Origin of the sequence: Bombella sp. ESL0380, assembly GCF_009725805.1 — a bacterium.
GTDB lineage: Bacteria > Pseudomonadota > Alphaproteobacteria > Acetobacterales > Acetobacteraceae > Bombella > Bombella apis.
The window spans coordinates 19,996-46,128 of sequence record NZ_WNIH01000002.1; the positions used below are offsets into that span (position 1 = coordinate 19,996).

The window sequence follows — 26,133 nt, forward strand, 5'->3', positions numbered from 1 at the left end:
TCTTCTGCTGGTGCACGGAGACGCAGCAGATGGTTGATCTTGTAACCCCTAGAGGTTTCTGGTGTCTCTAAATCTGATAACAGACCCGTGGATCCCTGTACGATGCGACGATGGTAGCAGGCGGATTATTGCACCATGGCAGATGGCAGAAGAGGGTATGCTCTTCCCGGACTGGGTCCGTCCTGACCTGAATGTTGCCTGTCTGGAGCTGCTGGTTGGGCTTGTCTATCTGGCAGATCCACCAGCGAACAAGAAGGATTGGCGGGCCCGCAGGCGGGCTGATCCAGAGCGTTTGAAAACGAAATTGGCTGCTTATGAGCCGGCCTTTCATCTTCTGGGTGATGGTCCCCGCTTTCTTCAGGACATGGAGAAGCTTTCAGGTTCCCCTAATCCGGTTGACATGCTGTTCATCGATAGTGCGGGTGGGCAGACCATGCGCAATAACATTGACGTCATGGTGCATCGCAGCCGTTATTCATGTCTTTCTCTGCCGGAAGCGGCGATGGCGCTTTACACATTGCAGGACTTCGCCCCATCTGGTGGGGCTGGAAACCGTACCTCCATGCGTGGTGGTGGGCCACTCGTGACACTTCTCGATCCCGGCGAAGAATTATGGGACCTCGTCTGGCTCAATGTTCCGTTCGGTCAGCCATCCGACATGAAAGACCTGCCGTGGATGAGGCCGACACGGACATCGGAGCCTGGGCGGGCATCCGTCTATCCGTCTGATGAAAAGAGACACTTTGACGTGGAAGCGTTTTTTGGCATGCCCCGCCGTCTGCGCCTTGTAGGGGATGACGAGGGTATAACAGGTGTCATACAGAGGCCCTATGGCACGAACTATGCCGGGTGGCGGCATCCTTTAAGCCCCTATTACCGGCTCAAGGTCACAGAGGACTGGCTTCCACGCCATCCACGGGCTGGACGGTTTGGCTATCGTAACTGGCTGGGTATCATTGCTGAAGGTGAGCCCAAGAAAGCGCATGAAGAGCGTTTGGCCAGTTTGGCACTGATCGTGAGAGAGTGGTGTGGACGAGAGAGAGGGGATGAGGCGTCCGTAATTGTAGCGGGCTGGGCCATGAACAACATGAGTCCGAGAGATTTTGTCTATTCCCGTCAGCCGCTTTCTCGCCTGTCCGAGGATGCTGAAGAGATTTTGCGAGGTTTTATTGAAGCTGCCGAGATGGTGGCGGCAATGTTGAACTGGGCATTGTCATCCGTTCTGGATGCTGGTGAAGCACGGGAAGCGCAACGTGAAGAGTTTTACCTGAAAACTGAACCCGCTTTTTATCATTGCTTCCATCAGATAGCCGCCGGCGAGAGACCCTCTGAAGAGTGGCTGAAGGTATTGCGAAAGCAGGCTCTGGGTCAGTTTGAAGCTGTTGCTCTGCCGGGGCTTTCCGAGCGTGACATGCAGAGCATGAAGAAAATTGCCGAAGCCCGGAAGCTTCTGAACATAGAGTTGTGGGGATACGGCAAGAAGGCAGGTCCAGCCCTGTTTACAGCATTGGGTCTCCCCGTCCCGCAGAAGAAGAGGAAGGCCGCATGAGTGAAAAAACAGACATTGGCGTGAAGGTCTTTGAGTGGTGGCAGAAAAATCTTGCTCCACGCACGCAGTCTGCGTCGAAGGATGCAGAAGAAAGCGGGAAGAGCGAAACGGAAAAGATGCCGGGCCAAACAGCGGCACGCACGCTCAGTGCGAAGTTGCGTCGTGGGGGTTTCCCTGATCTTCTGTTTGAACCGGAAGTGCATCATCTGGTGCGTACGCTGAATGTGCGGGAGCATGAGCTGAAACGTTTTTGTCGGCTGGTTGAGATACTGGGCAGTGTGCGGACCAATAGCCACAGCACATTGGCAGAGCGGTTGAGAGGGGCAGATAAGGAGCCATTATTGTCTCCTCTAAGGTTCAAGCAGTTAATGACAGCGGAAGATGAAGAGCTGGCTGCGTTATTGCGGCGTGCTGTGCAGATGGCAGAGTATCGCTGCAACGTTGCAGCCCTCGCACGGGATGTCATGTTCTGGAATGATCGGACCAAGACCCGCTGGTGTCTCGATTATTTTGGTGCTGCGAATTCGGGAGACAAGACAGAATAGCACATGTGTTGCTGGTCTCGTTTTTATCCATTTATCAAGTAGGTTTTTGTGTCATGACAAATTTTGTCCAGTTCCATGTTCTGACAACTTATGGTCTCTCCAATCCCAATCGTGACGATATGGGCCGCCCCAAACAGGCCGTGATTGGTGGGGAGGTGCGTATGCGCCATTCCTCACAGTCGGTCAAACGGGCCTTGCGGGAAAGCACGTTCTTCAGCAACGACCTTGCAGACCATATGGGGACAAGGACTAAACGCCTGCATGGTGGGCTGGTGCAGCATCTTTTGAGTAAGGGCGTTGCCGAGAAAAAGGCTCAGGAGAGTGCAAGTACTGTTGCTGGCATTTTCGGCAAACTGGAAGCGGCTGACAAGGAAACGGGCGAACAGATCGCCACGACGCTCGCTTTTATTTCACCAGATGAATGGAAACTGGCAAAAGAGCTGGCCGAAAAAGTCGCTGCCGGGGAGAAACTGCCCAAAGACAAAGACCTGAAGAAAGAGGTCCTGCGTCGGGCTGATGGGGCGGTGGATATTGCCATGTTCGGGCGTATGCTGGCCTCCGATGCCGACTTCAACCGGGATGCCGCCGTGCAGGTGGCTCATGCGTTCACGACCCATCGTTCAGTAGCGCAGGAAGACTGGTTCTCCGCTGTGGATGATCTGAACAAGGATGATGAGCGTGGTGCTGGCCATATCGGTGAAAGCGCCTTCGGTACGGGGGTGTTCTACCAGTATGTCTGCGTCAATCTGGACCTGCTGGTTGAGAATCTGGCCGGTGACAGGGAACTTGCAGCCAAGGCCATGGAAGCATTGGCTCGGGCGCTGTCTCAGGCCACGCCTCGTGGCAAGCAGAACAGCTATGCCCATCGGCCACGGGCACATTACATGCTGGCAGAACAGGGTGAGCAGGCACCCCGTGATCTCTCAGGTGCGTTCTTCCATGCTGTAAAAGGTGAGAATCTGCTGGAAAGCTCCATTAAAAAGCTGGAAGAGACCCGGAAGGCCATTGATGATGCCTACGGGCCGTGCTGGGCTGCCGAAGCTAAATTGTGTGTGGGCAAAACCGGAACACTGGATGAACTGGTCGCCTTTGCAGGTAAAGCCGTGCGGGGTGAGTGATGGCTTCCCCTTATCTGGTGTTTTCGCTCTCGGCCTCCCTGGGGTCGATGGGCGAGCTGGCCGGGCATGAGCGGCGGGGGTCGCTGCTCTGGCCGGGCCATTCCGCACTGATCGGATTGATGGGAGCTGCGTTAGGCATACGGCGTGATGGCGATTTCTCTGGGCTGGACAGTCTGAAGATTGACGTGGCGGTGTTTGACAGCGGCACGGCTCTGCGTGACTTCCATACCATTCAGTCCGTCCCTGCGGCGGCGGTGAAGAAGCCAAATTCCCGTCCGGAGGCAATTCGGAAAGCGGGAGGACGGCTGACAACCAGCATCACTCTGCGCGATTATCGGGCGGGCGTGTTCTATGGCGTGGCCGTGCAGGGTGGAGGGCTGGAGGAGATAGCGGCAGCGTTACGCAAACCGCATTTTACGCTCTATCTTGGCCGTAAATCCTGCCCGCTTTCATCCCCTCTGAATCCTCAGGTCGTACAGGCCGATACGGTCGAGGAGGCCTTGGGGCAGGTGAAAGTGCCTTTCTGGCTTTCCAGACATGTTGATCTTTCTGAAAAGGTCATGGTTGTCGGCGAGCAGGGCAGCCAGCGGGATTACGTGCATGATGTCCCACTGGACCGGCAACGCTGGCACTTTGCTGCACGGGATGTCGGAATACGGCATGTTGAACTGCCAGGGAAGACGATGAAATGAGCTGGTATCTAAGTAGAATCCGCCTTTCCCGCAGCCCTGCCGTCCGTGTTCTGGAGGCTGCCCTGAGAGAGCCGGATACGGGGCTGAGGCGGTCATCGCAGCATCATATGCTCTGGTCTGCCTTTGCGACTGATCCCAACCAGAAGCGGGATTTTCTCTGGCGTGCAGAAAGTGACGGGAGCTTTCTTACCCTCTCTCCACGCCTTCCACGGGATGATAACGAGCTGTTCGAGCCTCCTCAGTGCAAGCTTTTTGCCCCTGAACTGAAGGCAGGGGACAGGCTCGAGTTTCAGCTTCAGGTCAATGCGACACGGATGAAGCGTGATACGGGCAAGCGTGTGGATGTCGTTCTGGATGCGATTCACGCTATTCCGAAGGAGGAACGGGCAGAGAAACGCATGGACCTTGCCCAAGAAGCAGGTCTTGCCTGGCTGACACGACAGGGTGAGAAAGCGGGTTTTGTGCCGCATCATGTATCTGTCGATGATTATCATACCGAGACGCTTCCACGTTTTGGAAACGAACGGAAGAGGAGCAATCGGCCTGATTTCGGTATTCTGGACCTCTCAGGCCAGCTGGAGGTGACAGACCCGGAAGCGTTTCTGGCCCAGCTGGTTCGGGGCTTTGGCCGGGCCAAGGCCTTTGGTTGCGGCCTCATGCTGATCCGGCGGGCTTCATGAGCGGGGCGGGGAAAGGCGGGTTACCCGGTCTGGCCCCGCCAAAACCCATCCCCCTGAAAGATCGGGCTTCCCTGATTTTTGTCGAACGGGCGCAGCTGGATGTGCTGGATGGTGCCTTCGTAGCGGTGAACGCTGATGGTACGAGAACCCAGATTCCCGTTGGCGGTCTGGCGGGCATCATGCTGGAGCCGGGTGCCCGTATCTCTCATGCAGCCGTGTCGCTGGCCGCCCGTGTAGGCACGTTGGTCACATGGGTAGGGGAAGCTGGCGTGCGGTTATATTCTTCCGGTCAGCCTGGTGGAGCACGGGCGGACCGTCTGTTATGGCAGGCCAGTCTGGCTTTGAATGATGAGGCCCGGTTGCGTGTCGTGCGAGAGATGTACAAGCGGCGTTTCAAGGAGGAGCCACCTGCCCGGCGGTCGGTGGATCAGTTGCGTGGTATTGAGGGAGCTCGTGTAAGGGAAAGCTACGCCCTGCTGGCTGCTCAATATGGTGTCAGCTGGAAACGCCGCTCTTACGACCGGAAGGACTGGGACGGCTCGGACATTCCCAACCGTTGCCTCTCAGCGGCCACGGCCTGCCTGCATGGTTTGTCCGAGGCTGCTGTGCTGGCAGCAGGTTATGCCCCGGCAGTGGGGTTCTTGCATAGCGGGAAGCCTCTTTCTTTCGTGTATGATGTGGCAGACATCTTCAAGATGGAAACCGTTGTGCCAGAAGCTTTCCGTATTGCAGGCAAGGCGGAAAAGGGGCGGCTGGATATGTCCCCAGACCGGGCCGTGCGCCTGGCCTGCCGGGACAGGTTCCGCAAGGAAAAGCTGCTGGAGAGAATCATTCCGACCATTGAGCAGGTTCTTTCGGCTGGCGGTCTGCCTCGCCCCGAGCCCCCACCGGAGGCCGTGCCCGTCGCTTTTGAAGATGAAACCTTTGGCGATCCGGGGCACCGTTGATGCTGGTTGTGGTGGTCACCAATGCGCCACCCCGCCTGCGTGGCCGTCTGGCAGCATGGCTGGTGGAAATACGGGCTGGGGTCTATGTGGGCAGCTACTCCAGACGGACAAGGGAGATGGTCTGGGAGCAGGTACTGCTTGGCCTTGGGCCTGAGGGTGATGCTGTCATGGTTTGGCATGTTCCCAACGATCAGGGATATGAGTTCCGTACAGCTGGTCACAATCGCCGGATGCCGGTTGATTTCGATGGATTGAAACTGGTTGCTTTTCGACCGGAATAAAGCGAAGGAGTGAGGTATTAAATTCTGGTTTAAGTTGGTACGGTCTTTGAAAATAAAAAAAGTCATGTCTTACAGTACGTTGCAGGAAGTCTGTTCCCCGCCCATGCGGGGATGAACCGGCATGGACAGCGCCGCACAGGTCTATCGCTACCTGTTCCCCGCCCATGCGGGGATGAACCGACACACGGGGACCAGTGGCGGGCTTACCTGCCCTGTTCCCCGCCCATGCGGGGATGAACCGTATGCCATCGGAAACCCCGACATCTGATGCACCTGTTCCCCGCCCATGCGGGGATGAACCGGCCACCTTCTGATAGTGGCTCTCAACCGTCGGCTGTTCCCCGCCCATGCAGGGATGAACCGGATGCGGCTCGGGCAGAACTGAGAGCTGGTATCTGTTCCCCGCCCATGCGGGGATGAACCGCCGCCGCTTGCGGCGGGTGGCGTCCCCCCATACTGTTCCCCGCCCATGCGGGGATGAGCTGTCTTCATGAAAGACTCCCTAGGAACAGCTGGGGATCAGGGGAAAGTCCTTAAAAAACTTGAGGAACAGCGCAGAGAGGCCAACAGCCTCATATTGAGGATGCCGGGTTATAAATCCAGTGCAGTCACCCTATCCGGCTACGAATTCGACCGCACATCTCAATCAGGGTGCGATCTTCTGGTCGTCCGAATGACTTTGCAGGAAGTGCGTTTCGGGGCGAAAAAATGGGTGGTAATGAAGAATGGGACACCTGTTGAAGCTGACAATATGGGTAAGAAAATCCCCAAGAAAGTAAGTGGGTAATTATTGATAATTGAACCTGAACCCAATCCCCGCAGTGCCAATGCCAGAGTTATCAAGCTTTATATCAAAGTCATTCTGACCCCAGCATTTTGCTGCCATAAAACTATTTGCCGATTGGATAAAATCCTTCCCGGTTCCTTTTGGTGCCGAGAAGTGACATGAATCTGCCCGCCAATAATTGTCTTCTCCTTTCTGGAAATGACATGTTGCGTCAACATGTCCTTCTCTACCTTCATCTTGTGCGGTTTCGGGGAAGTCAAGCTCAACAGACTGGCATGGATTCACAAAATACTTGCTGTCAGGGGAAGTGAGATATGTAGGAGGTCGCAGGTTTTTGCGGTACTCTCTGGCGTCCTGCTTCTGCTTCTTCTTCTGCCTCTCCAATATGGCGGCTATCACCTTGTTCCTTGCAGTGCTGGTCACGCCCCATTGCAGGCGTTCATTTTCTCCCTCGATGGCTGAAAATGGTGGGATCGTGAGAGCATCATGCTTCAACGCTTCTGGCTCGCAGATATGGTCGACCACCATGCCTTCCCCCTCGCCGGGGAAGAGACTCATTCCTCCCTCTACGGCGTGGACAACAGGACGTGCAGACATGGCGCATCGTGATGATGGCTGATACTTCATCGCCCATGCTGCCCATCGTGCCGTTTCTGGATCAGCGCCGAACTGCTGAAGGATAAACCGTGTGTGCGATTCTTCGTAGGCGGTCCACTCAGCGTCTGTCATTGGCGGTGCGGCATGGGCAGAACATGACACGGCACAAGCCGCCATGGCGGCATACAGCACACGTCTTTTCAGCATTTCTCCAGCCTCATCAGGTCATCGTCATGTCTCAGTATGCCATCCCTCTCACCAGTTCTGCTAGCCAGACTTTCGGGGTCACTCTTTCCGGCCAGTCATATACCGCACTTCTTGAATGGCGGAGCGGGTATGGGTTGTTTCTGTCTCCAGCAGCAGGCGGCATACTATCTATCCTTCGCCCATGCGGGGTCTCACCATTATTGAATGTCTTGATGAAGGCTGTGGTTTTACCTATTATCGATGGTGCAGCGTATGGTGATCAGGCGATATTCTGCCGGCCTGGGCCGCCCGTTAGGGTAGTTGCGTTATTGTGGGGTTTGCGGCAGGCCCCACCCATACGCTGTCTTGGTTTTTTGTGTTCGGGAAGCTTCGCCCGGTGATGCGGTGGCGGGGCCTGCAATGAACCCCGCAAAGCGCCACGTGGCGGGTTGCCACAGCTACGGCCTGCAGATTGTCACCGTGTCGCACCGCATCGGCAGCAGTTGATGTTAATGGGAACGTGACGTTAAGAGCTGTTATCCTGTACGGCAAGACAGATTTCCTGTAGTTTTTCTGATTTGTTTCACCATCGATATGAGAGATCACCAAACAGGGCACGGCCAGGAGCGTAGGAGCAGTTGGTCATGCTGGTACATACGGAAACATATTTCGAGTTGGCAATGTTTGTGCCATTCAGCTGGAGGTGCCATCTCCGGTAATCAAGATGGGCCTCAATATCGCCAACCAGCTGGGAGGGTACGATGATGGTGGCTGGCAGGGCACCGGCCGTTGTGCCCGTATAGCGGACGCCCCCACCAATTCCGGCACTGAAGGTGCGTGTGATGATGAAGTTGCGCCGCATGAAGAAGGAAGCCATGCGGGAGGGGACCGTCACGGGGCGTTGGCCCACCTGGTTTTGTGTGGCGGCACTGCCTTTGGTGATGCGTGGGTCCTGCACCGTGAAGGAGGCGAGGAGGTCGATCCTGTAGGGGAGACGCCCGACAAATTCTGCTTCAAAACCACGGGTCCGCTGGGCACCGAGCTGTATCTTGTCGCTGGAATGGAGAGGGTCCTGCACCAGGTCATTCCGTTCTTTCAGGGTGAAGACATCCAGTGTGAGCAGGAAACGGTCGCCAAAGATGGAGTCTTTGCGGGGCCTGTATTTTATTCCGGCCTCCAGCAGCCGTCCCCGTGTCGGGGAGAAGGCGGTGCCATCATAGGTCGTGCCAAGCTGCGGACTGAAGGACGTGGCGTAGGAGACATAGGGAGCCACACCCCAGACCGATTGATAGAGCAGGGCCGCCCGGCCGGTGAAGGCGTTGTCCTTCTGGGGTGTGCGCTTGCCCGTATTGTTGTTGACCTGCACGCTCTGGGTGAAGTCGCCACGACCGGAGAGGGTGAGGAAAAAGCGGTGCCAGTCAGCCTGCTCCTGCCCGTAAAGGCCCGTCTGTGTTCCAGTCGTGTTGTAATTTCGTTTGGACGCATAGGCGGGCATGGCGATGGCCCGATAGACTGGCTGATAGAGGGACAGGTTGGGCGCTTTCCTTTCGCCACGCCGTTCCGCCATGAAGTCGCTGCGGAAATCGACACCGGTAAGCAGAATGCTGTGGAGGGAACCGAAATGGTCTTTCCATTCCGATCGTGTATCAAGCGTTGTGGTGTTGTAATTGCCGGACTGCAAAAGGGCCGTGCGGGATATCGTGTCCGTGTTGACCAGCTTTGGCTGGGCAACCGTGCGGTACAGTACGTCCATGTGGGCAAAACGCATGTTCTGCGAGAGCGTCCAGCCCGGCAGCAGTTCCTGTCTCAGCGCATAGCCGACTGAAAGCTGACGTTTGGAATAGACATCAAAATTCCGGTCGCCGGACAGGAAGTTGCGGGGCAGATAGCCATGCCGGGTGGGCACGACCGTGCCGACATAGGGCAGGAACTGCGAGCTGGACCCCGCATCCAGCTGCTCATAGCTGCTCAGGAAGGTGAAGTCCGTACGGGAGGAAGGCTGCCAGCGCAGGGAGGGAGCCACATAGATTTCATTGTTCTTGATGTGGCGGGCAAAGGTGCCCGATTTGCGGATCAGCCCGTTGAACCGCCACAGCCAGTGGCCCTGCCCGTCAAGGCTGCCTCCAATGTCCACGGCTCCCTGCCGTCGGGCATAGCTGCCTCCCTGTACGGAGATGATGTTGGTCTGGTGCTGTGTGGGACGCTTGCTGACGGCATTGATGATGCCGCCAAGCTGGCCGGACCCGTACAGTGCGGAGCTGCTGCCACGGATGATGTCCATCTCCTCCAGCCCCCAGGGTTCTATGGAGAAGGACTGCGACGTGGCGGCGTTGGGCGTGCGTGTGCCATCAAGATAGATGTCGGGTGTGAAGCCACGGATGGTGCCAAAATAGCCCCGTGGGTCATCTTTCCCGCCATAGTCGGAGACACCCGCACTGTAGCGGATGGCCTCCGTCAGGGTGCGGCTGTTGAGCATGTCCATTCTGGCCCGGGAAATGACCGTCAGGTTCTGGGGTGTGGTTTCCAGCGGCGTGGCCGTTTTCAGGGCCGCCTGTCCCGTACCGGCAAGGAGGGCACGGGCCCTGCCACGGACAAGGATTGATTCGACAGGTGGTTTGGGGGGCGTGGACGCTTTGTGTGTCGTGTTTTTCCGTGTTTCTGGCGGGGGCGGTGCCTCGGCTGCCATGACGCATGATGGAAGGATGAAACCTCCCAGAATGAGAAGCCCCCGGAATGATCTGGATGAAACGGGACGGAGCAAAATGGCCTCTCTAACATGAGAATGATTATCATAATCAAATATAAAAAGTAGTTTAATTTCGCAAGCGCTTTCACATTCCTGTGATGAGATGACAGGGCTGTAAGATAAAGCGGGACAGGCAGCCATCCATTATGGGCAGAATGGCGGTTTTTCCCCCTGTGAGCTTGGGAATTTATTAAAACTAAAAAGTATAGTGATTTATAAAAACAACAAAATAAAAAGTTGATTTTTATCCCAGATTTGACATGCTCCCCGCATGATGACGAAGCCCTTTTTCTATCTGCCCATCGTTCTGCGGACGGACCAACGTGACGCCCTCCTTGTGGGGGGCGGGCAGGTGGCCGTGCAGAAGATGCGTCTGCTGAAGGGGCGATGCCGGATGATCCACATCTGGGCAGAAACACTGCATCCCGAGCTGGCAGCTCTGGTGGAGCAGGGGCAGGCCGTGTTCCGTCAGGGCAGGGTGGCAGAAGACGCCCTTCAGGCCGTTCTGCCAGACATGGCACTGGTCTTTGCCGCCACGGATGATGAGGCCGTCAATGAGATGGTGGCCCGTCAGGCCCATGCGCTGCGGGTACCCGTCTGTGTGGTGGATGCCCCGGCTCTTTCAAGCTTCATAACTCCGGCTCTGGTAGACCGGTCCCCCGTGCAGGTGGCCATCACGACTGGCGGGGCCTCTCCGGTTCTGGCCCGTCGTGTCCGGCAGATGGTCGAGGCCATGCTCCCGGCCAGAATGGGTGAGGCCGCCCGTTTCATGCAGAAGCAGCGGGGCTGGCTGAAGGACCGCCTGCCGGGGATGAAGCAGCGGCAGCGTGTCTGGGAATCTTTCGTGGATGGTCCGGCCTATGAGGCCGCCCTGGCCGGGGAGGAAGACCGGGCACGGGAGCAGCTGGAGCAGCTCGTGGCGGAGGCCGAAGGCGAGGCGGACTGCCCGCAGGGTGAGGTCTGGCTCGTGGGGGCTGGACCGGGAAACCCGGACTGGCTTACCCTTGCGGCCCTGCGCCTGATGCAGAATGCGGACAGTGTCCTGTACGACAATCTCGTGGCGCCGGACGTGCTGGACCGTGTGCGGCGTGATGCCGAGCGTGTCTATGTCGGCAAGAAGCGGAGCCATCACACCCTGCCGCAGAGCGACATAGAGGCCGAGATGCTGCGCCGGGCCAGGCGGGGTGAACGTGTCCTGCGGCTGAAGGGGGGTGACCCTTTCGTGTTCGGCCGTGGGGGGGAAGAGATGGAAACCCTGCTGGCTGCCAATGTGCCGGTACGGGTCGTGCCCGGCATCACGGCGGCCAATGGCTGTGCCGCCGCCGCCGGGATTCCGTTGACCCATCGGGACTGCGCCCAGAGCTGCGTGGTGGTGACAGGCCATGCCCGGGCTGATGGAACGCTGAACCTGCACTGGCCCAGCCTTGCCCGCAGAGGGCAGACGGTCGTCATCTACATGGGACTGAGCTCGATGGCGGAGCTGTGCCGGAAGATGCAGGATCATGGCCTGCCGGAAAGCTGGCCGGTGGCGGTCGTCCATCGGGGGTCCTGTGCAGACCAGCGTTGCGTGACGGGCACGCTGGGCACGATTGCTGAAGATGTCCGTCGTCAGGGGCTTCAGAGTCCCGTACTGATCATTGTGGGAGAAGTGGTGCATCACCGTGGCGAGGTGGTGCAGGCTGTGCCCGGTTACAGCACATCGAAGGAGAGTGCCTGATGAAACGTCTTTCTCGCCCGGGAGAAGGGGAAATCCTGCTGCTGACGGCCAGCCGTCTGCTGGATGGCCGTATTGTCTGGCTTGGCGAGGGGGATCACTGGCATGAATCCATCGCCGAGGCTGTCCGCTTCACCTATGAGGAGGCCGGTCCGGCTCTGGAGCGTGCCCTGGCCGAGGCGGAACAGAAAGAGGTCGTGGCCGTATATGAGGTCGTGGCCAGGGATACCCGGCCTCCCGAGCCTGTCACGACACGGGAAGCCATCCGGGCCCACGGGCCGAGCGTTCACCCGGATTTTTCTTACGATCATGCCCCGGTGCGGGAAAAGGAGAAGGTAGGATGACACAGCCTGCGTCACGGTCTGTCGGGCATTACCAGTATGAGGAGCGGGACCGGACCTTCCTTCAGGAGCGCATCAACGAGTTCGAAGGGCAGGTCCGTCGTCGTCTCTCCGGTGAGCTGAGCGAGGAAGAGTTCAAGCCCCTGCGGTTGATGAACGGGGTCTATCTCCAGCTTCATGCCTACATGCTGCGGGTGGCCATTCCCTATGGCGTGCTGGACAGCCGCCAGCTGCACAGGCTGGCCGACATTGCGGCCAGGTATGACCGGAATTACGGTCATTTCACCACCCGGCAGAACATCCAGTTCAACTGGATTGCGCTGAAGGACGTCCCGACCATCCTGCGGGAGCTGGCCGAGGTGGACATGCACGCCATCCAGACCAGCGGCAACTGCATCCGTAATGTCACGTCGGACGAGTTTGCCGGGGCCGCGAAGGATGAACTGATGGACCCCCGTATCCATGCCGAGATCGTGCGGCAGTGGTCCACCCTGCATCCCGAATTCACCTTTCTGCCCCGCAAGTTCAAGATCGCCATTTCCGGCAGCCCGGAAGACCGGGTGGCGGCCCGCTTCCATGACATCGGTCTGCTGGCCCGTCCTGGTGAGAATGGTCCGCTGTTCCGTCTTTTCGTGGGCGGTGGACTGGGGCGGACGCCGGTTGTCGGGCAGGAACTTTTCGATTCCGTGAAGGAAGAAGACCTGATCGCCACGCTGGAGGCCGTTCTGCGTGTCTATAATGCGTTCGGTCGGCGGGACAATCTCTACAAGGCCCGCATCAAGATTCTGGTGCAGACCATCGGTCTGGAGGCCTTCCGCAAGGCCGTGGAGGAAGAGCTGGCCCGCATGGACCGTGCCGCCTACCGGCTGACACCGGAGCATGTGGCGCAGATCCGTGCCCGTTTCGCCCTGCCGGACCTCAAGGCCCCGGCAGATGCGGCCGACGTGCTGGAGCAGCACAAGAAGGCTGATCCCGTCTTTGCCCGCTGGGTGGCCAGCAATACCCATCCTCATCAGGATGAAGGCCATATCTGTGCCGTCATCTCCCTGAAGACACCGGGGGCCATTCCCGGTGATGTGACGGCCGAGCAGATGCACGGTCTGGCTGATCTGTCCGAGCGTCATTCATTTGGTGAGGTACGGGTCACGCATCTTCAGAATCTGGTGTTCGGGCATGTCCGCAAGGACCAGCTGCATGAACTGTGGCAGGGCCTGAAGGCACTGGGCCTTGCCGCACCGAATGTCGGTCTCATCAGCGACATCGTGAGCTGCCCGGGGCTGGATTACTGCAATCTGGCCAATGCCCGCTCCCTGCCACTGGCGCAGAAGCTGGGGGCCCGTTTCGGTGATGCCGACCTGCAGGCCGAGATCGGGGCCTTGAGCATCCACATGTCGGGCTGCATCAATGCCTGCGGGCATCATCACGTGGGCAATATCGGTCTTCTGGGGGTCGACAAGCGGGGGGCCGAGACCTACCAGATTCTTCTTGGTGGGGATGCCGGGGAGAATGCGGCCATTGGCGGAATTCTGGGTCCGTCCTTTGCAGAGGATGAAGCCGTGGATGCCGTGGCCCGCATCGTGGAGTTCTATCTCGGGCAGCGTCAGAAGGGGGAGACCTTCGCTGCGATGCTCAAGCGGTGTGGCCTGAAGGCTTTCAAGGAGGTGGCTTATGAAACTGTTTGATCTCAGCGGGCGTAAACCGCTGGAGGCGGCCTCTCCCGTTCCTTTTGCGGAGTGGAAGGAAACCCGGCAGGGCACGGCCATCTCTCTGGCGCCGGATGTCGAGGTGGAGGAGCTGCGCTCCCATCTTGGCAGCCTGACACTGATCGTGCTGGAGTTCCCCGTCTTCCGGGACGGGCGGGCTTTCACGCAGGCCCGGTCCCTGCGGGAATATGAGGGGTATGAAGGGGAAATCAGGGCGTCCGGCCATCTTCTGCCGGATCAGGCCATTCATTTCAGACGTTGCGGGTTTGACAGCGTGGTTCTGCCGGATGGGGCCAACGTGAAGGACTGGGAAGACCAGCTGGGACGCTATCAGTTCTACTATCAGAATACCGCCGTCAGCCCCGCCTGAGGGGGCGGCTTCTGGGAGAGCCTACAGAAACGGGCCGGAAGGGACTGTCCTTTCCGGCCCGTTCTTGCAGGTGGGGTGTCTCAGAACTCCGCCTTGACGGAGCCGAAGAACTGGCGGGGTGCGCCAAGAAGGATGGACTGGTTGTTGTAGGCCGCTCCGCCCTGGTTATCCATCGTGAAGCCGTTCTGGCCCACGGTGGAGGCGTATCTGGTGTTGGCCAGATTGTAGATGTTGAAGGCGAAGACCAGATTCCTCACGGCCGTAGGGTTGCGCATTCCGAGACGGGTCATGTCCAGCGTGTAGATCAGGCCGAAATTGGCCAGCCAGTAGGTTGGCAGCTTGTAGTCGCCCACATAGTCATAGCTGCGCTTCCCATAATACTGGGTATCGACATAGGCCTGCAGATGCCGCCACTCATAGGAGAGGCGGGCCTTGTACATGAAGCGGGGGTACGCCACCACCTGCCGACCTTTCGTGGCATAGAGCGTTCCGCCGCTGCGTATGTTCTGGTCGTACGTTGCCTTGTCGTAGCTGATGCTGTTGAGCAGGGCGAGGCCGGGCAGCGGCATGATGGTGATGGCCCCATCCACGCCATTCATGGTCACGCCCCCCACATTCTGTACGGTGGAGGTGTTGTTGGTGAGGATGGACCCGGCCCCCGCGCTGCCCAGAATCTGCTGGAGGCGGTTATGGAAGTTGGTGCGGTACAGGTACAGGCTGCTCTGGATGAGATGGTCGGTGTAGCGGTAGCCTCCGGCGAAGGTCCAGGCCGTTTCCGGCTTCAGGCTGTTCTTCGTGGCGTTGTAGGCAAGCTGGGACACCGCAAAAGGTGAGTTGCTGGAGTTGTAGCCGGACTGGCTGTAGGCATGGGCATTCTCGGAAATGTCGAAGAAGAGCTCATGATGGTGGAGGAAGTGCCAGTCCCCGCTGATATGGGGCAGGAAGGCCTTGGCGGTCGTCAGGCTTTCTCCGCTGGCCAGAGCCGGGAAGCGGGGTTCCCAGTTGGTGGCATGGCCCACACGGGTCGTATTGAGAATGGACTTGAAGCCAAAATGCAGCGCAACGGACCTGATGGGGTGATAGGTGTCCTGCACGTAGGCCGTGAAGCTGTTGGTGTTGTAACGCTGCCCCCAGAGGGTCCGGCCGGGAACGTTCCTGAAGCTTTTGAATGGATTCAGGGGTGTGCCGTTGGGGCTGTCGGGCTGCTGGTAGGCATAGGCGTAGGAATCATACCGGTTGTTCTCGTACCAGAACCCCACGGAGAGATCATGCCGCTTCAGGCGGTAATCGAAGGAAGTCAGCCCGCCGAACCGTTCGATGGAAGGATGGCGGACCTGCTCGAAAATGGGGCCACCATTGAGTTGAACGGTATTGATACCGTTCTGGTACGCATAGGGGCTGGCATAGGTGCCGTGGCCGGTCTCGCTATGGCCATAGAGGCTGCTTTTCCATGTCAGGCGGTCGGTCAGGGCAAGGTCAGCCTTGATGCCTCCGAACAGGTCGGACGAGCTGGCCGTACTGTCGTAGTAGGAAACATCCTTGGGGTCTGACAGCCGGTCATAGGCGGCAGGGTACTGCCCCCGTGCGGCCCGGTAGGCTCTGGCCCATGCGCCGGGCCGCCCGTAGAAATTGTCCAGCCGGGACCCAGCCTGGTCCAGCCAGCTGGGGGCGTAATCCTGATAGTTCACCATCTGGAGGGCATCCCAGTTGAAGAAGGCGGAAACCTGGCTCCGGTCCCCGATGGGCTGGACCAGCTTGGCATTGACCTGCTGCATGAACTGGTCTCCGCCGCCCTTCCATTTGTCGCCCTGATTGCGCATGTAGGAGACGTAGAACTTCGTGCCGCTCTCATTCAGCCTGCCGGAGTCGAACCGGAAGAAGGAATGGAACAGCGCATTGCTGCCGAAGGTTTGGGCAACCAGCCCTCCCGTTCTGTTCTTGGGGTTGCTGGAGACGTAATTGATGCTGCCCCCCAGATTGTTGGTGCTGGCCGTGCTTTCCGCCCCGGCGCTCTGGGTGACCTCCAGCCGTTCCACATTCTCCGAGGAAATGGCCTGTAGCGGGTTCAGCCCGTTATAGTTGCGGAAGGTCGGCTCCCCGAGGGGCAGGCCATCCAGCGTCATGCCGATCTCGTTCTGGATGAAGCCATGCATGTAAATCTGGGTCGAGTAGGTGTCCACACCCTGCGGGTCGTCGGACTGGAACTGCACGCCCGGCATCTGGGCCAGCGTGCGGAGGGGGTTGGTGCCGGGTACCTGCTGTTCCAGCTGCTTGTGTCCCAGCACGAGCTGCGTGCCCTGCACGATGTGACGGGTGCGGACGGACAGGGTCTCATACCCGCCATGAACGGCCTTGCGGGCATGGCGTTTCGTGCTGGCCCCAGCTGTGGCGGCGCCCCCCGGATGAGGGGCTGATGATCGGAGACGACCCGTCTTGCCGTCTGCATGGCGAGACGTGAGATGCTGGGTGTGATGGTCAGTTTCCGGGCTGTTATGGAGACCGGCGGCCTGGAGTGAAGCAGGCACGACAAAGGGTGCGGACAGGCCGGTGAGGCCCATCCAGAACAGATGGCGATATGATGGCATGACGGATCCGTTGAGACGGTGAAAGGGCAGGTGCCGGAGTCGTGCCCCATCTTTGGGGCACCCCGGTTTTATGAGAGAGGTATCAGGCCCTGTTCAGACATCGCCGGGTGATGAAAGTCAGGCTGGTCAGCGTCAGAAGCAGAATGACGGCGAGTGACAGCAGGGCATCCCCGCGTGCGGAGGGCAGAATGAGCAGGATGGCTCCAAGAACGGGGATGAGCACGGCCAGTCCCTTGGCCAGCGGCAGGGCCGTGGCTGTCTGTGACTGCCGGGCCCAGAGCCAGTAGGCGATGGCGATCATGAAATAGATGAACAGGATCAGCCCGCCTGATGAGCCGAGAAGAACGGGATAGAGTGTTTCCGGCGAGCCGATGGCAGCAGCGATGACAGCCAGCTCCAGCAGGGTGGTCAGGCGCAGGGACCAGATGGGGACCTGCCGGTCTGTTTCTTCTGTCAGTTTCTGCGGGGCGAGGCGCAGATCGGCCAGTTCCCGCAAGGTGCGGGACACGACATAAACAGCTGAATTGAGGCAGGAGAGGACAGCGACCAGTGTTACGGCAATGGCGGCGTAGCGGGCCAGCGGAACACGGAGATATTCCAGCACGCTCAGGAAGGGGGACTGCCCTACATGCACACCATTCCACGGCAACAGGGAGATGATGACCAGTACCGACCCGGCGTAGAAGAACAGGACCTGCAAAGGGAGGCGCCGCATGGTATGGGCAATGGCCCGCAGGGGGCGGTCACTGTCCGTTGCGGCGATGATGGCAATCTCGCAGCCGGTGAAGGTCTGCACGATCATGGGGACAGCCCCGATGACAGCCCAGCTTCCTTTGGGGAAGATGCCTCCATGTGCGGTGATGTTGTCGAGCGCTATGGCGAAGGGATGGCCGGAGAGAGCCAGCCAGCCCAGGCCGAGGGCGATGAAACCGCCCAGAAAGAGCAGTTTGAAAATGGAGAGACCTGTTTCCGCCTGCCCGTAATGGCGCAGGGAGAGACGGTTTATCGTCCAGGCAATGGCAACAAGGACAAGCGCTCCCCAGAGGGGGGCAACGCCTGCCAGCCGTCCGATGATCATGCCACCGGCAACGGCCTGTGCTCCGGCCGTCACGGCCCAGAGGAAGGCATAGCTCCAGCCTGTAATGAAGGCTGCCCTGGGGCCGTTATGGGTGGCGATGTGGGTGATGAAGGACCCCTGCCCCCGTGCGTTGATGGCCAGCCCTCCCAGCAGACGCATCACCAGCCAGACGACGATTCCCGCTGCCAGATAGGACAGCAGGACAGCAGGACCGGCTGCGGCGATGGTGGCGGACGTTCCGACGAACAGCCCCGCCCCGATGATGCCGCCAATGGAGATCATGGCGACATGCAGCCCTTTGAAACGGCTTGCGGCAGGGGCACCGGACGAGGATGACGGTGACGCAGGAGGCTGGCTCATCGGGTACGTTATCCTTTCTGACCGGGGCCATAGGGGCGGTCCCCGATGATGGTGATGCGGTTCATGATCCGCCGGGCGGGGAGATAGTCATTCACGGCATAATGCTGCGTGATGCGGTTGTCCCAGAAGGCAACGTCACCCTCTTCCCACCGCCAGCGGACGGAGAACTCAGGTTTTGTGGCATGACGGGTCAGATAAGCCAACAGGGCAGCGCTTTCTTCGGGGTCCACATCGTTGATTTCGGTCGTGAAGCCTTCACTGACAAACAGCCCCTTTGCTCCCGTTTCCGGGTGGATGCGGACGACAGGATGGGTCACGGGTGGGAAATTGTTGCGTGTTTCAGCCCATTTTTTCCGTTCTTCATCCGTGCGGCCATAACGGGAGACAGGAAAGGAGCGGAGAAAGTCGTGCTGGGCTGTCAGCGTGTCGATGCGCTGTTTTATGCCGTCGGAAAGGGCATCATAGGCAGCGGTACCACTGGCCCAGATCGTATCTCCCCCGCCTGTTTCCGGGAGGAGGCGGCTGGTCAGCACGGCAGCTTTTGGCGGTTCCTGCTGGAAGGTGACATCCGTATGCCACAGGGCATTGTCCCGCAGGTCGTTCTTGGCGGTATCCAGCACGATGGCTTCCGGCACGTCGGGGACGGTCGGGAATATGGGGTGGAGATGCAGCTTGCCAAAGTTGCGGGCAAAGTCCCGCTGCTGTTTGGGTGTGATGGTCTGTTTACGGAAGAAGAGGACCTGATGGCGCAGAAGCAGCTCGTGGATGTCGTTCTTCTGCGACGGAGACAGGGGTTGTGAAATATCCACATCTTCTACGATGGCGCCGATGGCCGGGCTGAGGGGGATGGCCTTCAGGGTGACCGGGGCATGGTGTAGCGGAGCGAAAGCAGCAGCGGTGGAAGCCATGGTAGGAACTCCATAAAACGAATTATGATAGTTATTTTATAAAACAACATATCCGAATGTCATAATGGGGTATTTCATCTTATTTGAAAGTGAAAAATGTCATTTTGAGTAAATTTTTTCATAACATACTGTTTTATATATATTTTTGTGAAGTGATCCTGCTGAGTGAAAGGCCTGGTAGCGTGCTTTTTCCAGCTCTCTATAAACAACTATATTATTTCGTATTAATTGATGGCCCGGTTATTGTGGCATGCGATGGGGGACCGGCTCCCCATCGGGCCATGTGGGAGTGCTGTAAGGGCATGGATGATATGCATTAATGGATGCTGAATGAAAAAGCGCTGAAGACTGCGGAGCATGATGGAGTCGATGACGGGAAACAGTAATGGAGTGGCAGAGGGCAGTAGTTAATTTGATATAAATCAAAGACCTTTCATGCAAAGAGAGTAGCGTGACAACAGACACCTTTATCTGAGGAGATGACAGATGGGACGGATTGCTGGAAAGATTGCACTCGTGACAGGCGCCGGCAGCGGCATTGGCAAGGGGATTGCCAAGGTTCTGGCCAAGGAAGGTGCCAAGGTCATCGTGGCTGACCTCAACCCGAAGGGTGGTGAAGAGGTTGTGGAAGAAATCCGCAAGGCTGGCGGCAAGGCCTGCTTCCTGCCCCTGAACGTGGCCAAGGAAGACGAGTGGAAGAAGACGATGGCTGCCATCAAGGAGCATGATGGCCGTCTGGACATTGTCGTCAACAACGCTGGCATCGCCTATGACGGGACCATCGAGAGCACGTCTCTGGAGGATTGGCGCCGTGTGCAGTCCATCAATCTGGATGGTGTGTTCCTCGGCACCAAATATGCCGTCGAGATCATGCGGGAGCTGAATGGCGGTGAGGGCGGTTCCATCGTCAACATGTGTTCCAGCTCTGCACTGGTTGGTATCCCGAATCTGGCTGCCTATGGGTCCTCCAAGGGCGGCGTGAAGATGCTCACCAAGTCTGCTGCCCTGCATTGTGCCCGCAGCGGGTACAAGATCCGCATCAACAGTGTCTGCCCGGGTTACATCCAGACACCGCTGGTTGATGAGCTGACCCGTACCGACAAGGCCGCCTATCAGCATCTGGTGGACATCCATCCGGTCGGTCATCTGGGCACGCCGGAAGACGTGGCCTACGGTGTTCTGTACCTGGCCTCTGACGAATCCAAGTTCGTCACGGCAACCGAGCTGGTGATCGACGGTGGTTATACCGCCGAGTAAGGCGCAGGGCCGAAGCAGGCCCGCGAGTCTTTAAAAAAAGCCTCCGTTCCCATGCCGGGAACGGAGGCTTTTTTCATCGCTGCATGTCTGCCAGCCGGAGAGTAGCCTACGGTCTGGCAGGCGGGATCAGGTCTCTCAAAGGCCGGAGAACAGAGCCGTTGAAAGGTAACGCTCGGCAAAGTCAGGCACGATGGCTACGATGGTCTTGCCAGCCCATTCGTCTTTTTTGGCGAGCTCCATGGCGGCAAACAGGGCTGCTCCAGCGGAAATGCCAATGGGCAGACCTTCCGTGCGGGCGCAGAGGCGGGCTGTCGTCAGGGCATCATGCTCGGTGACGGGGATGACCTTGTCCAGCGCACGGATGTCCAGCGTATCGGGCTTGAAGCCCGGGCCAAGCCCCTGGATGCCATGCGGGCCAGGATCGTCACCATTGAGGACGGCACTTTCGGAGGGCTCAAGACCAAACACTTTCAGCCCTTCCTTGCGTGGCTTGAGAGCATGGGCAATGCCGGACGCCGTTCCTCCAGTACCCAGACCTGCCACGACGGCATCTACGGCACCGGCCGTGTCTGTCCAGATTTCTTCAGCGGTTGTCTCGGCATGAACCTTCGGATTGGCTGGATTCGTGAACTGGCTGGGCATCCAGGCATTTTCGGTTTTTTCAAGGATTTCCTGTGCCTTGCTGATGGCCCCTTTCATGCCCTGTGGGGCGGGGGTCAGCTCCAGGGTCACTCCCATCAGGGCCAGCATTTTACGCCGCTCCATCGAGGCGCTTTCCGGCATGGTGACAATCATCCGGTAGCCCATGGAGGCTGCCGCAAAAGCGAGGCCGATGCCGGTATTGCCGGATGTCGGCTCCACGAGAACGGACTTGCCCGGTGTGATCAGTCCCTTTTCCTGTGCTTCCCGCAGCATGGCCACGCCGATCCTGTCCTTGACGGAGGCCAGAGGGTTGAAGAACTCCAGCTTGAGCAGCAGGTTGGCTTTCAACCCTTCCTTTTCTGTCAGTCGGGGAACGGCCACTAGCGGAGTGCCGCCCACGACTTCCATGAAAGAAGGATAGACATGCCCACGGGGGGCTGCGAACGGGGTCGTGGAAAGAGGGAAAGGAAAATCTGATGAGCGAGGTTCTGTCATCGTTGGTACTCCTTGCCATGATGAATGTAAGAACAAGACTAGCAGGTCTGCCCGGTATTCGTCATGTCGCTTTGGAAAGACTGGAGAAGAAACGGTAAAGGATCGCGAAACATTCGCATAATTTTCTTTCTTATAACGCGAGATGGGCTAAAAGGAGGCTGACGCTTTGATGGCTGAAGAGTGAATGATGTATCTGAAAAACGATCGTATCCTGACGGCCCTGTCCATCATGCTTGATGTGGCCTTTTATGCCGGACGGTCCGGGGTCGTGAGTGGCGCGGACATAGCCAGGCGCAGCGGTCTGTTGAGGCGTGGAATCGAGCCGGTGCTCCAGGCTCTTTCACGGGCGGAGCTTCTGGACAGTGTTCGTGGGCCAAAAGGGGGATACCGGCTGGGACGGTCCCCACGGGTGGTCAGCCTGCACGAGATTGTCTGTGCTGTTGGTGTGCGGGACCAGGTGGCTGCCTTGCAGGAGCGGGATGGCAGTCCCCTCCAGTCTTTGGTGATTGCACCATTGTGGGCTGATCTGAATGAAGGAATCAAGGATCGGCTTTCAGCGATCACCTTGGCTGATCTTCTCCAGAAGGCCGAGCGTGAAGGGCTGGAGCGGCCCAGACAGGCGCCCATTTCCTTCACCATATAAGATCCCTCTCTTTTTTGATGAGACTGCTTCTCCATGTCCGGACAGCATTTCTGCTGATTCCGGAGGGGCTCTGTCATGTCGGCATCACGAGCTCGCTCGGTCATAATAGAGTGAAAATATGGTTTCATTATGGTTATTATTGGCTTAACAAAAAACTTGTATTAATTTTAATTTTATATTACTTTTCGATGAACATAGTCGCTCTTCTCATTGGACTGTGCCCTTCCGGGGGGGCAGTCTGTTTTCTGGCATTGTTGGGAGGAGAGGACTGCAATGGAGTACGGGTGCGGGGAAAGTCATGCGGAATAAACTTTTCTTTACAGCAGCTTTGTTCTGTGTGGAGGTAACGCCTTTCGGGCCTGTCCTTACGCCTGCCCAGGCTGCGGACACGGTCTCGGCGGCCACGCCGGTATCGATCAATGGTCAGGAGCCGTCCGTCAAGGAAGTGACGAACCTGTCCGATCAGGGGAGCGTCATCAATACGGGCAGCGATATCTATCGTGTCAAAGGAGATGGAACGGATCAGACCTTCTCGGGTTCCATCCGTGGGAGTGCTGATCAGACAGCCGCCATCGACCAGGCCGGTGGTGTTGATGTCAATACGGGCGAGACTGTCAATCAGACGCAGCAGACCCAGCCCAACAACGTGACGTTCACGGGGCAGAATGTCTATAATGGGCGTACGTTTGTCCGTGGTAATGGATCTTTGACCCTGACAGGCAGTGATGGCAAGGTTGGTGGCATCACTTCCGGGGGGGCAACGATAGTTGGTCTGGCCGCCAACGATTCTGGTACGCTGACAGTGGACAAGGATGGCATCCTGCTGCTGCGTGGCCAGACAGACAGTGATGGCAAGGTCATGCAGCCTTATGGTCAGCTGATTGTTGGCAATGGCGATCAGAGCTACGGTGCCAGCGATACGAGGCAGGAAAACCGTCTGATTGTCCAGAATGGTGGCCAGGTGGGTGCCATGACTGTCGCTATCGGCAACCAGGCCTCCGGCAAGGGTGATGTGTCTGTTACCGGGGCAGGCAGCGGTCTGACCGTTGGTGCTGGTGGCATGTTTGTTGGGGCTGATGGCGAGGGCAACCTGTCTGTCACGCAGGGCGGCAAGGCCGTTGTGGGTGGCGATGTGGTTGTCGGTGGCAGTGCTGGCTCCCAGGGTAGCGTGACGGTTGATGGCTCCGGTTCGTCCTTGACAGCCAAGAAGGATGGGGACCAGGCCGTACAGATGGTTGTCGGTGACCAGGGCCAGGGGGCGCTGAATGTCCGGAATGGCGGTACGGTCACCACGGATGGCAATGTCACCCTCGGGAATCAGGCTGGGTCCGTTGGGTATGTGACGGTCGGTGACGGGCAGAATGCCAGTGGCAATGTCCAGTCCAGAATGGATCTGACGGGTAGCGGCGACACGGGGAACCTCGTTGTTGGCCAGCAGGGGACCGGTCATCTGAGCATCCAGAAGGGTGGTGAGGTGACAGCCTATGGCGTGGCCGTTAGTGGCGAGGACACGGACGGGCACCTGGCCTCTAACAGCTCTCTGACTGTTGGTTCTGCCGAAGGTGGTGTGACCCAGCCCGGTGGTCAGCTGAATGTTGGTCAGGGTGGCATGGTCATTGGTGAGGGCAATGGTACAGCACCCCGCTATTATGCCGGTGTGACTGCTGGTGGTACCATCAACAATGCTGGCAATGTTCATATCATGAGCGATGGTCAGCTGCGGGTTGGTGGTGAGGATCAGTCCAATGCCGGGGCAGCAACCGGTACTCTGGTTGCTGGCGACACGAACGGCAGCAGTGGTATCAGCAGTGATGCCACCCAGACGAATGGGACGTCTGCCAAGGAGAATGGTGGCGTGGTCCTGTACGGTAACGGCGTCATCCAGAACCGTCAGGGCAGCGACCTGCATGTGGATTCCAATGTCTATCTGTCCGATGGGACTCCCTCCGGGGAGGCTGTCCGGCATGGGACATTCGATACAAACCAGCAGAGCACCTATCTGACAGGCAAGTTGACGGGGACTGGCGGTCTGACGGCAACAGGCGGCGGTACGCTGTATGTGGCCAATCATGACAACAGCTACCAGGGTGAGACGGTCGTGTCGGGCAAGGACACGACGCTGGCCGTTGCTTCCGGGTATGGTCAGGCGTCTGACAGCAACAATTCTTCTTCTTCCGGGATCACGGTTGAGGATGGTGCCCGTCTGACAGGTAACACAACAGATAATGGGGCTGCTGCCGTCACGACAGTTGCGGCAGGTGGTACCGTTGAGGCTAACTGGAACCAGAGCAGCGGAACCCTGAATATCGGTGCTGCCGGGCATCAGGGAACGGCCCTGACAATGAATGGCACTGCGGGTCACCAGTCTGTGTTGTCCGTGGGCGCAAGCTCCACACCGGTTTCGTCCAACTCCTACATCACGCTGAACAACGTTCAGGGGTATAGCCGCCAGAATGGTACGATCGATACGACCGGCCGTTCGCTGACAGGCTCCTACCGTCAGCTCAATAGTGGCCTGATCCATGTGAATGGTGATGCCCAGCTGAACAGTGCGACCCTCAATGTTGTGAAGAACGACAATGACCGTATCTATGCAGGGGATGGTTATCGTATCCTCACAGCAACAGGGACGGTCAGTGCCAATCATGACAACGCCCTGACAGGCAATCTGCCAGATGGCCTGTTCGTGTCGCCTTATCTGGCGTTCGAGAATCAGGCCGTGGACGTGGTCTATGCCCGTAATAAGGTCTCCTTCAGCAGCGTGGCGGGGAACCAGAACGAGCGTGAAGTTGGCCATGCACTTGATGGCATGGCCAGTGGCAGTAGCGTGGTGCAGGCCATGACAGGCGTCAGTTCCGCTGGTGAGGCCCGTCGTGCACTGGGTAATCTCTCTGGTGACATCCACGCATCTGCCCGGACTGCCCTGATCCAGGACAGCTATCTGCTGGAACAGGCCGTGCTGGACCGTCTGGTTGAGGCAGGCTGTGATGGTGATGGAAAAATGTCCGCCCAGGGGCATTACAATTTCTACACGCGGCGCAAGGAATCCCAGTGCCACAGCGACCACACCATCATGTGGGGTCAGGCTTATGGCAGCCTGGGGCATAATGGTGGCGGCGGGAACGCAAGCCTGCTGCACCATCAGACAGCCGGATTCGTTATGGGTGTGGATACACCAGTTGATGACCGGTGGCGTGTGGGTGGCATGATTGCCTACGGGCATTCCATGTTCAATGCCAATGGGACGAGCAACTCGTCTGGTAACAGCAACAACATCAGCCTGGGCAGTTATGCCGGGTCTCATTGGGGACGCTTCAATCTGCGTCTGGGGGCCTTCTACACCTGGAACCTGATGAACATGCGTCGGCATGTGCAGGTGGCTGATTTTGGTGGCCGGCAGACCAGCAATTACCGTAACGGGACGGCCCGTGCCTTTACGGAGCTGAGCTACAAGTTTGACTTTGACAAGTTCCAGTTTGAACCTTTCTTCGAGGGGTCCTACGTCAACCAGTACGCAGGCCGTTTCCAGGAGCATGGCGTGGCTGCCCTGTATGGTCAGTCCAAGGATCGTAGCGTGGGCTTCACCAGCTTTGGTTTCCGTGTGGCACGTAGCTTCCAGATTGGAGAGATGTGGCTGCGGGCCCATGCCATGGGGGCTTACCGCCGTGCCTATGGCAGCCTCGGCTCCAGCAGGACGGAACGTTTCATGGGTGATGGCAGTGGCATGAATGTCAATGGCGTGCTGCTGTCCCGTGATGCTGCTGTGATCAAGGCGGGTGTAGCTGCCCGGGTCACGGATTCTGTGGATCTCGACCTGTCCTACACGGGGCAGTATGGCGAGCATGCCATGGACAGTGGTGCTACAGGGTCCGTCAAAGTGCAGTTCTGACAGGCGTCAGGAATGGATCA

Annotated in this window: 21 protein-coding genes and 1 CRISPR repeat array; of the genes, 15 read left to right on the plus strand and 6 right to left on the minus strand. The window is 58.2% G+C overall.

The window, feature by feature from the left end; all coding sequences use genetic code 11:
• The first annotated feature begins 61 nt into the window (after positions 1 to 61).
• The 8 genes from casA (at position 62) to GM608_RS00410 (ending at position 6,599) form a co-directional block, all read left to right on the plus strand.
• Entirely contained in the window at positions 62 to 1,549 is a 1,488-nt protein-coding gene (gene casA, locus GM608_RS00375) for a type I-E CRISPR-associated protein Cse1/CasA (protein ID WP_333644806.1), read from the plus strand.
• Entirely contained in the window at positions 1,546 to 2,094 is a 549-nt protein-coding gene (gene casB / locus GM608_RS00380; protein WP_086431671.1) for a type I-E CRISPR-associated protein Cse2/CasB, read from the plus strand. The genes casA and casB overlap by 4 nt, the downstream gene beginning before the upstream one ends.
• Positions 2,095 to 2,147: 53 nt before the next feature.
• Positions 2,148 to 3,212, plus strand: coding sequence for a type I-E CRISPR-associated protein Cas7/Cse4/CasC (gene cas7e / locus GM608_RS00385; protein WP_081562543.1), 1,065 nt, complete (start codon positions 2,148 to 2,150; stop codon positions 3,210 to 3,212).
• Positions 3,212 to 3,904, plus strand: coding sequence for a type I-E CRISPR-associated protein Cas5/CasD (gene cas5e / locus GM608_RS00390; RefSeq protein WP_333644807.1), 693 nt, complete (start codon positions 3,212 to 3,214; stop codon positions 3,902 to 3,904). Before cas7e ends, cas5e begins: the two co-directional genes overlap by 1 nt.
• A complete protein-coding gene (cas6e, locus tag GM608_RS00395; RefSeq protein ID WP_043561868.1) occupies positions 3,901 to 4,584 on the plus strand; it encodes a type I-E CRISPR-associated protein Cas6/Cse3/CasE in 684 nt (227 codons plus the stop codon). The genes cas5e and cas6e overlap by 4 nt, the downstream gene beginning before the upstream one ends.
• Positions 4,581 to 5,531, plus strand: coding sequence for a type I-E CRISPR-associated endonuclease Cas1e (cas1e, locus tag GM608_RS00400; RefSeq protein ID WP_086431675.1), 951 nt, complete (start codon positions 4,581 to 4,583; stop codon positions 5,529 to 5,531). The genes cas6e and cas1e overlap by 4 nt, the downstream gene beginning before the upstream one ends.
• A complete protein-coding gene (gene cas2e / locus GM608_RS00405) occupies positions 5,531 to 5,812 on the plus strand; it encodes a type I-E CRISPR-associated endoribonuclease Cas2e (protein ID WP_081562540.1) in 282 nt (93 codons plus the stop codon). The genes cas1e and cas2e overlap by 1 nt, the downstream gene beginning before the upstream one ends.
• Before the next feature lie 89 nt (positions 5,813 to 5,901).
• A CRISPR array of direct repeats spans positions 5,902 to 6,297; the repeat unit is 30 nt; unit sequence CCTGTTCCCCGCCCATGCGGGGATGAACCG.
• A gap of 5 nt (positions 6,298 to 6,302) precedes the next feature.
• Positions 6,303 to 6,599 carry a hypothetical protein gene (locus GM608_RS00410; protein WP_154980881.1) on the plus strand — a complete coding sequence of 99 codons (297 nt, stop codon included), beginning with the start codon at positions 6,303 to 6,305 and terminating at the stop codon, positions 6,597 to 6,599.
• Here GM608_RS00410 and GM608_RS00415 read toward each other — a convergent pair whose 3' ends face one another.
• Together GM608_RS00415 and GM608_RS00420 are read right to left on the minus strand one after the other, a co-directional pair.
• The gene (locus GM608_RS00415; protein WP_333644808.1) at positions 6,600 to 7,403 is read right to left on the minus strand and encodes a hypothetical protein; all 804 of its coding nucleotides are present in this window, start codon (positions 7,401 to 7,403) and stop codon (positions 6,600 to 6,602) included.
• A gap of 562 nt (positions 7,404 to 7,965) precedes the next feature.
• Complete coding sequence (locus GM608_RS00420; protein WP_333644809.1) at positions 7,966 to 10,068, minus strand: TonB-dependent siderophore receptor; 2,103 nt, start codon at positions 10,066 to 10,068, stop codon at positions 7,966 to 7,968.
• Between the two features lie 331 nt (positions 10,069 to 10,399).
• Between GM608_RS00420 and cysG the strand changes: the two genes are divergently transcribed.
• From cysG to GM608_RS00440, 4 genes are read left to right on the plus strand one after another with little or no spacing between them, the layout of a single operon-like run.
• Entirely contained in the window at positions 10,400 to 11,845 is a 1,446-nt protein-coding gene (cysG, locus tag GM608_RS00425) for a siroheme synthase CysG (RefSeq protein ID WP_333644810.1), read from the plus strand.
• Positions 11,845 to 12,186 (plus strand): DUF2849 domain-containing protein, encoded by a 342-nt coding sequence (locus GM608_RS00430; protein ID WP_052349231.1) that lies wholly within the window; start codon positions 11,845 to 11,847, stop codon positions 12,184 to 12,186. Before cysG ends, GM608_RS00430 begins: the two co-directional genes overlap by 1 nt.
• Complete coding sequence (locus GM608_RS00435; RefSeq protein WP_154980885.1) at positions 12,183 to 13,865, plus strand: nitrite/sulfite reductase; 1,683 nt, start codon at positions 12,183 to 12,185, stop codon at positions 13,863 to 13,865. The genes GM608_RS00430 and GM608_RS00435 overlap by 4 nt, the downstream gene beginning before the upstream one ends.
• Positions 13,852 to 14,256: a DUF934 domain-containing protein gene (locus GM608_RS00440; RefSeq protein ID WP_333644811.1), complete on the plus strand. Its 405-nt coding sequence runs from the start codon at positions 13,852 to 13,854 to the stop codon at positions 14,254 to 14,256. The genes GM608_RS00435 and GM608_RS00440 overlap by 14 nt, the downstream gene beginning before the upstream one ends.
• An 80-nt stretch (positions 14,257 to 14,336) precedes the next feature.
• Here GM608_RS00440 and GM608_RS00445 read toward each other — a convergent pair whose 3' ends face one another.
• The 3 genes from GM608_RS00445 to tauD all read right to left on the minus strand — a co-directional run bounded on the left by GM608_RS00445 (position 14,337) and on the right by tauD (position 19,187).
• The gene (locus tag GM608_RS00445; protein ID WP_333644812.1) at positions 14,337 to 16,841 is read right to left on the minus strand and encodes a TonB-dependent receptor; all 2,505 of its coding nucleotides are present in this window, start codon (positions 16,839 to 16,841) and stop codon (positions 14,337 to 14,339) included.
• Between the two features lie 82 nt (positions 16,842 to 16,923).
• A complete protein-coding gene (locus GM608_RS00450; protein ID WP_086431680.1) occupies positions 16,924 to 18,279 on the minus strand; it encodes an amino acid permease in 1,356 nt (451 codons plus the stop codon).
• Between the two features lie 8 nt (positions 18,280 to 18,287).
• Positions 18,288 to 19,187: a taurine dioxygenase gene (gene tauD, locus GM608_RS00455; protein ID WP_081562534.1), complete on the minus strand. Its 900-nt coding sequence runs from the start codon at positions 19,185 to 19,187 to the stop codon at positions 18,288 to 18,290.
• 486 nt (positions 19,188 to 19,673) lie between these two features.
• Between tauD and GM608_RS00460 the strand changes: the two genes are divergently transcribed.
• Entirely contained in the window at positions 19,674 to 20,444 is a 771-nt protein-coding gene (locus GM608_RS00460; RefSeq protein WP_043561847.1) for an SDR family NAD(P)-dependent oxidoreductase, read from the plus strand.
• A 135-nt stretch (positions 20,445 to 20,579) separates the two neighbouring features.
• On the opposite strand, the gene cysK is transcribed toward GM608_RS00460, so the two are convergent.
• Positions 20,580 to 21,581, minus strand: a complete 1,002-nt coding sequence (gene cysK, locus GM608_RS00465; protein ID WP_043561845.1) for a cysteine synthase A — start codon at positions 21,579 to 21,581, stop codon at positions 20,580 to 20,582.
• 187 nt (positions 21,582 to 21,768) lie between these two features.
• On the opposite strand from cysK, the gene GM608_RS00470 reads away from it, so the two are divergent.
• Both GM608_RS00470 and GM608_RS00475 read left to right on the plus strand, forming a co-directional pair.
• Positions 21,769 to 22,224, plus strand: coding sequence for an Rrf2 family transcriptional regulator (locus GM608_RS00470; protein WP_043561842.1), 456 nt, complete (start codon positions 21,769 to 21,771; stop codon positions 22,222 to 22,224).
• Positions 22,225 to 22,522: 298 nt separating this feature from the next.
• Positions 22,523 to 26,113: an autotransporter domain-containing protein gene (locus tag GM608_RS00475; protein WP_333644813.1), complete on the plus strand. Its 3,591-nt coding sequence runs from the start codon at positions 22,523 to 22,525 to the stop codon at positions 26,111 to 26,113.
• The last annotated feature ends 20 nt before the right edge of the window (positions 26,114 to 26,133 follow it).